The sequence below is a fragment of the Pseudomonas sp. SZ40 genome, assembly GCF_052958135.1.
Genome location: NZ_JBQWIF010000028.1, coordinates 64,357 through 74,837, shown reverse-complemented (window position 1 = coordinate 74,837; position 10,481 = coordinate 64,357). Strand labels below are relative to the sequence as shown.

The window sequence follows — 10,481 nt, the reverse complement described above, 5'->3', positions numbered from 1 at the left end:
CGATTGCTCAGCACGCCACGGATTCGGCTGGATACCTGCAATCGCATCGCCCGCAAGCGGGCTCCTACGTGACTGGTATCGATGCAGCCCTGTAGGAGCCGGCTTGCCGGCGAATAGTCAGCCTGCCGCGGATTCGGCTGGATGCCTGCAGTCGCATGGTTCGGCAAACGGGCCAGAGCCCCGACGCCGACTACCAGCCCAGGGTTTCTTTCAGGAAGGGAATGGTGAGCTTGCGTTGGGCCTGTAATGAGGCCTGATCGAGGCGTTCGAGCAGTTCGAACAAGGCACTCATGCTGCGCTCGCCACGGGTGAGGATGAAGCGCCCCACGTCGTCGCTCATATGCAGCCCGCGCCGCGAGGCGCGCAATTGCAGCGCGCGCAGCTTGTCTTCATCGGACAGCGACTGCAGCTGGAATACCAGTGCCAGGGTCAGGCGTGATTTCAGGTCGGGGAGCTTGATCGGCAACTCACGAGGCGAAGCGTTCGCTGCCAGCAGCAAGCGGCGGCCGCTGTCGCGCAGGCGGTTGAACAGATGGAACAGCGCTTCTTCCCAGATGCGCTGACCGGAGGCTGCTTCGAGGTCGTCCAGGCAAACCAGCTCGAACTGCTCGAGATTGTCGAGAATCTCCGGGCCGTACTGCACCACCTCGGCCAGCGGCAGGTAAACGGCACGCTCACCAAGCTGCTCGAAACGCAGGCAGGCGGCCTGCAACAGATGGCTGCGACCGACACCCTCACCGCCCCACAGGTAAATCAGGCTCTCCGTCCAGCCAGCATCCGCTTCGCACAGGCGCTCGACATACCCCAGGGCTGCGGCATTGGCGCCCGGGTAGTAATTGGCGAAGGTGGCGTCGTCACGCAGACGCACACCCAAGGGCAACTGAATCGGTTTCATGCTGGGGGGAAGGCTCGTCGGAGCCAGATCGAGGCTCTGGATAAAGGTGGCAAAGTCTATACCCTTGGAGGCGCCCTGTCATTGACGTACTTTCCAAGGCAATACAAGGGTTTAGGCAACCAGAGCGGTACCGCGCCAGGTTTCCAGCGAGACGCCGGTACCTGGCAGCGGCCATGCCAGGGATTTCAGGCGCCGGGCTTCTCTCCGCTGTAAGCCTCGGATTGCTTGTACAGATCGTGCACATGGCGCAGCAGCACCATGATCACCGCCGCCACCGGCAAAGCCAGCAGAATGCCGGTGAAGCCGAACAACTGGCCGCCCGCCATGATGGCGAAAATCACCGCCACGGGATGTAGGCCGATGCGATCACCGACCAGCAGCGGAGTCAGCAGCATGCCCTCGAGCATCTGCCCAACCACGAATACCCCGGCGATGGCCAGCAGCGGATAGGGATCGCCGCCGAACTGGAACAGTCCGGCAATCAGCGCCGAACCGATCCCGACCACCACACCGAGGTAAGGCACGATGCTGGCCAGGCCGGCCAGCAGGCCGATCAGCAAGCCCAGTTCCAGGCCGATGGCCATCAGGCCGACCGAATACATCACACCCAGTGCGAGCATCACCAACAACTGCCCACGCAGGAAGGCACCCAGCACCTCGTGGCACTCGGCGAACAGCTTCACCACGACGCCTTCGTTGTCGCGCGGCACCAGGCTGCGCAGTTTGGCGACCAGCAGATCCCAGTCACGCATCAGGTAGAAGCTGACCACCGGAATCAACAGCAGGTTGGCGACCCAGGCCATCAGCGCCAGGCTCGACGCCGTCACCTGGGAAAGAATCAGCCCGGCGATATCGGTGGTCTGCCCCAGATGGCCGGAGATCGCCGCCTTGAGCTGATCGAAGCGCCAGAAGCCCTCGTTGAGCCCCAGCTTGACCTGAATCCACGGCAACGCTTGGTTCTGCGCCCAGTCGAGCATCTGCGGGAGCAGTTCGTAGAGGCGCGCCAGCTGCTTGCCGAGCATCGGGATGAGCACCAGCATCGCCAGCGCTATCAGCAACGTGAACAGCGTGAACACCACGATCACGCCCCAGGTGCGCGACAGTTTCAGACGCTCGAGACGATCCACCAGCGGATCACCGAGGTAGGCGATCAGGATGCCGATCAGAAAAGGCGAAAGGATGGGATGCAACACGTACAGAAAGCCACCCAGCACCAGCAATGCAGCTATCCATAGCCAGCGAGACGAAAGGGGCATGCTCAATCCTCAGGGGGGAAGTGACGGATCACGGCGCGCTCGACTGCCGCGGGCAAGCGGCGGGAGCCCGGAGCAGTCGACAGCGAAACGGTTCGGTTCAGATTGCGGGCAGTCTACCAGCGAAAGCGCAGGACATCGTCACGTGGCACGATGGCGGGCGCGGGAGGTGTTGCCTGAGGTTCGACAGGCACCTGGCCCGCATCCACGGGCTCCGGCGCCTCGGCTTCAGCGGGTGCCTCGGCAGCCAGCTCGGCGGCGGAGACCTCACGCAACTGCAATAAGCCCAGCTGGGTACGCAACTGTTCGACGCTGGCGCTGACCCTGTAGGTCAGGCGATCGGCCTGCACCGACTGCAGCTGCGCACCAAAGGGTTCGAGCACGCGCTGCAGCTCGGCGTAGCGCGACAGATCGGCACCGATGATTTCCACGGTTTGGGTCGTGCTCGCGCCCGGCGCAACCACGAAACGTGGTGCCAGGCGCTCGCTCACCGCCAGCAGCACGGCATCGGCCAGAGCAGCCTGATCGGCACCTTCGGCCTTGCCCTGCTCGCGCTCTTCGCCCAGCCACAGCTGCCAACTGGCCTGCCACTTGCCATCGGCCTCGCTGGCACGAACGGCCAGCAACGCGTCGGCGCCGTAGCGCTCGGAGGCCGAGCGCAGGGAATCCGGATCCTTCGCAGCGAGATTTTCGCTGGTCGCCAGCAACTGCTCACTAAGATCCGCCAGCGGCAGGCGCAACGGCAGACCGCGGTGTTGCGCAGCCAGCCGCAGGGGTTCGGCGCTGGCCTGACCATCGCCGACCATGTTCGAGCCGTTGGCCGTATCGTTCAGCCACCAGGCCAGAATGGCCGGGCGATTGACACCCCACAGCGGCAGCCCGGCCTGGCGCAGCGAGCGATCCGTGGACACGGCATCGAAATCGACCACCAGGTGATCACCCTCGTAGCCGTACTGACTGACGATCTGTTGAGGGTCCTTGCGCAGCTCCGCCAGCGCACTGCCCTTGGCCGCCTCAGGTTTGCCGGTCAGGCGCAGCACCAGTGTCTCTACGGCACGTTGCAGGGCGGCATCACGTTCCTCGGGCTGCTGGCTGGCGACCGGCTCCTTCACCTGATAGAGGTCACTGACCGTAGCCGCCAGGGTCGGCAGACTGAGGAGCGACAGGCAAAGAAGCAGCGGGCGGAAGGTCGGGCGCATGAATTGGGACTCTCGACGGAAAGAAGACGGCGCACGGCAGAAGCCGAGGCGTTATACCTTAGGGGCTGTTGCCCTCGCATCGCAAGCCGCGTTGCCACGTCAGACGCTGGTGCCGTGTCCGTTTGTGACCTGCGCCCAGAGCGTGGGTTTCATTTTCGAACCTCGCAGGACATATCGATCAGCCTCCGCCCGGCGCTGTGGCTGGCCGCTGCCGGGCAAGCCTGATAAAATCGCGCGCCTTCGCAGAACGGCCCCGAGGGGCCGGTGCTATTCCGACTTTTCCCCTTCCAAAGGCCTGGATCTATGAGCAAGCAACCCTCCATCAGCTACAAGGACGCAGGTGTAGATATCGACGCGGGTGAAGCCCTGGTCGAGCGCATCAAGGGCGTAGCCAAGCGCACCGCCCGTCCTGAAGTCATGGGTGGCCTGGGTGGCTTCGGCGCCCTGTGCGAGATCCCGGCCGGCTACAAGCAACCCGTACTGGTCTCCGGCACAGACGGCGTGGGCACCAAGCTGCGCCTGGCCCTGAACCTGAACAAGCACGACAGCATCGGCCAGGATCTGGTCGCCATGTGCGTGAACGACCTGGTGGTCTGCGGCGCCGAGCCGCTGTTCTTCCTCGATTATTACGCCACCGGCAAGCTCAACGTCGACGTGGCGGCCACGGTGGTCACCGGTATCGGCGCCGGCTGCGAACTGGCCGGCTGCTCGCTGGTCGGCGGCGAAACCGCAGAAATGCCTGGCATGTACGAAGGTGAAGACTACGACCTGGCCGGTTTCTGTGTCGGCGTCGTGGAAAAAGCCGAGATCATCGACGGCTCCAAGGTCGCTACCGGCGACGCACTGATCGCACTGCCCTCCTCCGGCCCGCACTCCAATGGCTACTCGCTGATCCGCAAGATCCTCGAAGTGTCCGCTACCGACATCGAGAAGACCGAACTCGATGGCAAACCGCTGGCCGACCTGCTGATGGCACCGACGCGCATCTACGTCAAACCCCTGCTCAAGCTGATCAAGGACACTGGCGCGGTCAAGGCCATGGCCCACATCACCGGCGGCGGCCTGCTCGACAACATCCCGCGCGTGCTGCCGGACAACGCCCAGGCAGTGATCGACGTGGCCAGCTGGCAGCGTCCGGTGGTATTCGACTTCCTGCAGGAAAAAGGCAACGTCGACGAGCACGAAATGCACCGCGTGCTGAACTGCGGCGTGGGCATGGTCATCTGCGTAGCCCAGGAGCATGTCGAAGTCGCCCTGCAGACCCTGCGCGCCGCTGGTGAGCAGCCCTGGGTCATCGGTCAGATCGCCGCGGCCGCCGAAGGTGCCGAGCGCGTCGTGCTGAACAACCTGAAAAGCCACTGATGCCGCGACCCTGCAACGTGGTGGTGCTGTTGTCCGGCACCGGTAGCAATCTTCAGGCGCTGATCGACAGCATCGACCAGGGCGAAAACCCGGCGCGAGTCGCCGCGGTGATCGCCAATCGCAGCGATGCCTTCGGCCTGCAGCGGGCGCGGGACGCGGGTATCGCGACCCGCGTTCTCGAGCATGGCGAATACGACGGGCGCGATGCCTTCGACCAGGCGCTGATGCAGGCCATCGATGACTTCGCGCCACAACTGGTGGTGCTGGCAGGCTTCATGCGCATCCTCACCCCCGGGTTCGTGCGCCACTACCATGGGCGCCTGCTGAACATTCACCCATCGCTGCTGCCTCGCCACAAAGGCCTGCACACCCATCAGCGCGCTCTGCAAGCCGGAGACGCCGAGCATGGCTGTAGCGTGCACTTCGTGACAGAGGAACTCGATGGTGGCCCTCTGGTCGTACAGGCAGTAATCCCGGTACAGTCGCAAGACACTGCCGCCAGCCTGGCGCAGCGGGTTCACGTGCAGGAGCACCAGATCTACCCGCTCGCCGTACGCTGGTTCGCCGAAGGCCGTTTGCGCCTCGGCGAGTCGGGCCCGCTGCTCGACGGCAATGCATTGCCGGCTACCGGCTACCTCATCAACAGCAAGGAGACTCCATGCGCCGCGCCCTAATGTTAGCCCTGGCGTTGTTCAGCCTGCCTGCCCTCGCCGAAGAGCCCAAGCCCTTCTCCGCCAGCTATACCGCCGACTGGAAACAGGTACCGGTCAGCGGTTCGGCCGAACGCAGCCTGCAGAAACTAGACGATGGACGCTGGCAGCTGGTCTTCAAGGCCTCGATGTTGGTCGCCGGCCTGACCGAGCAGAGCACCTTCACGGTCGAGGACGATGCCTTCCTGCCGCAGAGCTACAAGTTCGAACGCAGCGGCCTGGGCAAGAGCAAGGATGTCGAATTCGATTTCGACTGGTCGCAGAAACAGGTGATCGGCAGCGACCGTGGCGACCCCGTGCGCTTTCCGCTCAACCGCGGCATGCAGGACAAGTCCACCTACCAGCTCGTCCTGCAGCATGACGTTGCCGCTGGCGAGAAGAGCATGAGCTATCAGGTGGTCGACGGTGACGAAATCGAAACCTACGACTTCCGTGTGCTTGGCGAAGAAGTGGTGCGCACCAGCGCCGGACTGATCGATGCGATCAAGGTCGAACGCGTGCGTGACCCCACGCAGAGCAGCCGCAAGACCATCCTCTGGTTCGCCAAGGACTGGGACTACCTGCTGGTGCGCCTGCACCAAGTGGAGAAGGACGGCAAGGAATACCAGATCATGCTCAAGTCGGGCACGGTCGACGGCAAACCCGTCGAAGGCCGCCGCGACTGACGTCGAGCAGCAGGAAACGAGAAGCCGGGCATGTCCCGGCTTTTTCATGCCTGCAGAATACCGCCAGGCCAGGCGGCCCATTCTAGAGCCATCGCCAATCGCCAAGCGAAGCGCTTGCGGAACTTGTAACTAATTACTACAGTCCTAATCGTGTCGTTGCTTAGCAGGCTAAGCGCGACCGTGAAGGCTTTGCGCCGCATCTATCCGGCAAAACTGGAGAAAGAACAATGAGCGTAGTAGTAGTGACCGAGCGTGACGAACACCACATGTCTCATGAAGCCCAGGCCGAAGGCAAACGCATCTGGGACGTCCACCAGAACGACCAGTTGGTCGGCATATTCCCCTCTGAAGAAGAGGCAGTCGCCTACCAGGCGGAACTGGAGTCCTCCGAAGTCGCCCACTCGCACTGATCGGAATCGCAACAAAAAGCCCGCGGATCGCGGGCTTTTCAATTTTCACTGTCAGGCACTCACCACATCAGGTCGTCGGGCACCTGATACGCAGCGTACGGATCATCCTCGTCCGGCGCCTCGGTTGGCGTGTTGAGCAACAGGATACGCTGCGGGTCGCGCTCCTGGATCTTCAGCGCCGCTTCACGGGGAATCACCTCGTAGCCGCCGCCATGACGGACGATGGCCAGGGAGCCTCGGCTCAGCTTGTCGCGCATCAGCGTATTGACCGAAAGGCGCTTGACCTTCTTGTCGTCGACGAAGTTGTAATAATCCTCGGTGGTCAGCTTGGGCAACCGGGAAATTTCGATCAGTTGCTTGATCTGCGCAGCACGGGCTTTCTGCTCGGCCTTTTCCTGTTGCTGGCGGTTGAGTTCCTGGTCACGGGCGGCTTTCTCGGCCTTGGCCTGCTGGGCGGCCAGTTGACCGGACTTGTCCTCCTCGGCCTGCCCCTTCTTCACCATTCGCTGCTGCTTGTGCTGTTGTTTGCTGGCTTGCTTGACCTGCTTCTCGTTGACCAACCCGGCCTTGAGCAACTGGTCACGTAATGAAATCGCCATAACCTACCTATCCGCAGACAATTTAATGAGATGGGCACGCCCATCGGATTTCCATCGAGGCGACAGTGCCGCCCCGCTTCAGCAGCCTCGCTGCTTCTCGTTCTTCTTGGCCTCACCCCACAGGGCATCGAGCTCATCCAGTGTGCAATTCTCGATGGGGCGCCCTGCTTCGCGCAATGCCTGCTCGATAAAACGGAAGCGCCGCTCGAATTTTTCATTGGCTGCCCGCAGCGCCGCTTCCGGATCGACCTTGAGATGCCGCGCCAGATTGGTGGCGCTGAACAGCAGGTCACCGATTTCCTCGGCAATGGCTTGCGGATCGTTTTCGCTGATCGCCTCGAGCACCTCGTCCAGCTCTTCGCGCACCTTGTCGAGCACCGGCAGTGCATCAGGCCAGTCGAAACCGACCCGAGCGGCCCGGCCTTGCAGCTTCTTGGCGCGGCTCAGGGCTGGCAACACATTGGGCACGTCATCGAGCAATGACAGTTGCTGAGGTGCCGCTGAGCGCTCGGCACGCTCTTCGGCCTTGATGGTCTCCCAACGCTGCTTGACCTCGGCCTCGCTCAGCCGCGGCTGATCCACGGGGCCGTACAGGTCGCCATCGGGAAATACATGGGGATGGCGACGAACCAGCTTGCGGGTGATGCCATCGACCACGTCGGCGAACTCGAAACGCCCCTCTTCCCTGGCCAGTTGGCTGTAGTAAACCACCTGAAACAGCAGGTCGCCGAGCTCGCCGGGCAGTTCGGCAAAGGCCTCGCGCTCGATGGCATCCGCTACTTCGTAGGCTTCTTCGAGGGTGTGCGGCACGATGCTGGCGTAGGACTGACGCAGATCCCAGGGGCAACCATGCTGCGGGTCACGCAGGCGGGCCATGAGGTTGAGCAGGTCGGTAAGTTGGTACATGAAGTCTTCCAGTCGATACAGGGCACAAGGCGCAGGTACGCCTTGCCCCTGTCTAGCGGCTCAAGGTGCCCGATGGCGCCGCGCTTCGATGATGTTGGGCAACTGCGACAGGCGGCCGAGCAGACGCCCCAGCGCATCCAGCCCCGGAATCTCAACGGTCAGCGACATCGACGCCGTATTGTCTTCCTTGTTGGAGCGGGTGTTGACCGCCAGTACGTTGAGTTTCTCGTTGAGCAGCATCTGGGTCACGTCACGCAGCAGACCGGAGCGGTCGTAGGCACGAATGATGATGTCCACCGGGTAGGTCTGCACCGGCACCGGGCCCCAGCTGACCTGAATGATCCGCTCCGGCTCGCGCCCACCGAGTTGCAGGACAGCCGCGCAATCCTGACGATGGATGCTGACACCGCGCCCCAGGGTGATGTAGCCGACGATGGGGTCCCCCGGCAGCGGCTGGCAACAGCCGGCCATCTGCGTCATAAGGTTGCCGACGCCCTGGATCTGGATGTCGCCACGCTTGCCAGGCTTGAAGCCCTGCGCCTTGCGTGGAATCAGCTCGAGCTGCTCGTGCCCACGCTCCGGCTCCACCAGTTGCTGAGCGAGATTGACCAGTTGCGCCAGACGCAAGTCGCCAGCCCCCAGGGACGCGAACATATCCTCGGCGGTACGCAGATTGGCTTTCTCGGCGAGCTTCTCGAAGTCCACCGGTGGCAGCGCTACCCGCGCCAGCTCGCGCTCGAGCATGGTTCTGCCGGCAGCGACGTTCTGGTCGCGGTCCTGCAACTTGAACCAGTGGACGATCTTCGCCCGCGCCCGCGAGGTGGTGATGTAACCGAGGTTCGAGTTCAACCAGTCACGGCTCGGCGTGCCCTGCTTGCTGGTGATGATCTCGACCTGTTCGCCGGTCTGCAGGCTGTAGGTCAGCGGCACGATGCGACCGTTGATCTTGGCGCCACGGCAGTTGTGACCGATCTCGGTATGCACCCGGTAGGCGAAGTCCAGCGGCGTGGCGCCTTTGGGCAGGTCGATGGCATGGCCGTCAGGGGTGAATACGTAGACTCGGTCGGGCTCGATATCGACACGCAACTGCTCGGCCAGACCGCCGATGTCGCCCAGTTCCTCGTGCCACTCCAGCACCTGGCGCAGCCAGGAAATCTTCTCTTCGTAATGGCTGGAACCGGATTTGACGTCGGTGCCCTTGTAGCGCCAGTGGGCGCAGACGCCGAGTTCGGCCTCTTCGTGCATGTTGGAGGTGCGAATCTGCACCTCCAGCACCTTGCCCTCGGGCCCCAGCACGGCGGTGTGCAGCGAGCGGTAGCCGTTCTCCTTGGGGTTGGCGATGTAGTCGTCGAACTCCTTGGGAATATGCCGCCACAGGGTGTGCACGATACCCAGCGCGGTGTAGCAATCGCGCACCGCGGGCACCAGTACGCGTACCGCACGCACATCATAGATCTGGCTGAACTGCAGGCCTTTGCGCTGCATCTTGCGCCAGATCGAGTAGATATGTTTCGCCCGGCCGCTGATGTCCGCCTTGATGCCGGTGGCTTCCAGTTCGTCGCGCAGTTGTTCCATCACTTCGTTGATGTAGTGCTCGCGATCGAGCCGGCGCTCGTGCAGCAGGTTGGCGATCTGCTTGTATTGCTCGGGCTCGAGGTAGCGGAAGGACAGGTCCTCCAGCTCCCACTTGATATGACCAATGCCCAGACGGTGGGCAAGCGGCGCATAGATATCGAAGACTTCACGGGCGACACGCTGACGACGCTCCTCGTCGGTGTCCTTCACCGCGCGGATCGCACAGGTTCGCTCGGCCAGCTTGATCAAGGCGACGCGTACGTCATCGACCATCGCCACCAGCATCTTGCGCAGGTTGTCGACCTGGGCCTGGGAACCGAGCACCAGGGACTCGCCACGCGGATTGAGGCTGGCGCTGATGGCGGCCATGCGCAGCACCCCCTCGATCAGCTTGCCCACTACCGGGCCGAAGCGCTGACGGACGTCAGCCAGGGGAATCTTGCCTTCGCGCACGCCGCGATAAATCACCGCAGCGACCAGGGAATCCTGATCGAGCTTGAGGTCGGCGAGGATCTCGGCGATTTCCAGCCCGGCACTGTAGCTGGACGAGCCCTCGGTCCACAGATTCTGTGCCGCGTTGGCCTGCTGCTCGGCCGCTCGGGCAAACTCACAAGCGTCACGCAGAGCATCACGGTCGAGTGCGGGGTCGACACTCGTAACGTGCTCCAACCAGGCCTCGAGATTGATACTGCCATCATCGTTGATGGGCTGGTGCACTCTAACCTGAACCATCTTTACCTTCCCTACAGCGGGGCGTGCCCCACTAAATGTCGCCTGGCTTCTGCGAGCCGGTCGGTTTGACCACATCGGCGCAATCCCTGTGCGCCATTGCACTTATTATCTACCTACATCTCGGAACCTGCCCGAGGCCTGGAGAGGCATCCGATGGACAGTTGCCCAGCGCGCC

General features: G+C 62.9%; 10 protein-coding genes. 4 read left to right on the top strand and 6 right to left on the bottom strand.

Going from position 1 to position 10,481, the window contains the following annotated elements; all coding sequences use genetic code 11:
* Positions 1-190: 190 nt before the first annotated feature.
* From hda to ACT9T4_RS19750, 3 genes are all read right to left on the bottom strand, one after another.
* Positions 191-895 carry a DnaA regulatory inactivator Hda gene (gene hda, locus ACT9T4_RS19760; protein ID WP_179538730.1) on the bottom strand — a complete coding sequence of 235 codons (705 nt, stop codon included), beginning with the start codon at positions 893-895 and terminating at the stop codon, positions 191-193.
* A gap of 185 nt (positions 896-1,080) precedes the next feature.
* Complete coding sequence (locus ACT9T4_RS19755; RefSeq protein WP_042551888.1) at positions 1,081-2,151, bottom strand: AI-2E family transporter; 1,071 nt, start codon at positions 2,149-2,151, stop codon at positions 1,081-1,083.
* A 113-nt stretch (positions 2,152-2,264) separates the two neighbouring features.
* A complete protein-coding gene (locus ACT9T4_RS19750) occupies positions 2,265-3,347 on the bottom strand; it encodes a DUF2066 domain-containing protein (RefSeq protein ID WP_499118586.1) in 1,083 nt (360 codons plus the stop codon).
* A gap of 303 nt (positions 3,348-3,650) precedes the next feature.
* Between ACT9T4_RS19750 and purM the strand changes: the two genes are divergently transcribed.
* The 4 genes from purM (at position 3,651) to ACT9T4_RS19730 (ending at position 6,494) form a co-directional block, all read left to right on the top strand.
* On the top strand, positions 3,651-4,709 hold the full coding sequence (gene purM, locus ACT9T4_RS19745) for a phosphoribosylformylglycinamidine cyclo-ligase (protein ID WP_042551890.1): 1,059 nt from the start codon (positions 3,651-3,653) through the stop codon (positions 4,707-4,709).
* On the top strand, positions 4,709-5,383 hold the full coding sequence (gene purN, locus ACT9T4_RS19740; protein ID WP_042551891.1) for a phosphoribosylglycinamide formyltransferase: 675 nt from the start codon (positions 4,709-4,711) through the stop codon (positions 5,381-5,383). Before purM ends, purN begins: the two co-directional genes overlap by 1 nt.
* Positions 5,368-6,084, top strand: a complete 717-nt coding sequence (locus ACT9T4_RS19735; RefSeq protein ID WP_042551892.1) for a DUF3108 domain-containing protein — start codon at positions 5,368-5,370, stop codon at positions 6,082-6,084. The genes purN and ACT9T4_RS19735 overlap by 16 nt, the downstream gene beginning before the upstream one ends.
* Before the next feature lie 227 nt (positions 6,085-6,311).
* A complete protein-coding gene (locus ACT9T4_RS19730; protein ID WP_042551893.1) occupies positions 6,312-6,494 on the top strand; it encodes a hypothetical protein in 183 nt (60 codons plus the stop codon).
* A 59-nt stretch (positions 6,495-6,553) separates the two neighbouring features.
* Here the strand turns inward: ACT9T4_RS19730 and ACT9T4_RS19725 are convergent, their stop codons facing one another.
* The 3 genes from ACT9T4_RS19725 to relA all read right to left on the bottom strand — a co-directional run bounded on the left by ACT9T4_RS19725 (position 6,554) and on the right by relA (position 10,306).
* Positions 6,554-7,093 (bottom strand): DUF2058 domain-containing protein, encoded by a 540-nt coding sequence (locus ACT9T4_RS19725; protein ID WP_499118583.1) that lies wholly within the window; start codon positions 7,091-7,093, stop codon positions 6,554-6,556.
* 78 nt (positions 7,094-7,171) lie between these two features.
* Positions 7,172-7,999, bottom strand: a complete 828-nt coding sequence (gene mazG, locus ACT9T4_RS19720) for a nucleoside triphosphate pyrophosphohydrolase (RefSeq protein ID WP_499118582.1) — start codon at positions 7,997-7,999, stop codon at positions 7,172-7,174.
* Positions 8,000-8,059: 60 nt separating this feature from the next.
* On the bottom strand, positions 8,060-10,306 hold the full coding sequence (gene relA / locus ACT9T4_RS19715; protein ID WP_042551896.1) for a GTP diphosphokinase: 2,247 nt from the start codon (positions 10,304-10,306) through the stop codon (positions 8,060-8,062).
* Between the last annotated feature and the right edge of the window lie 175 nt (positions 10,307-10,481).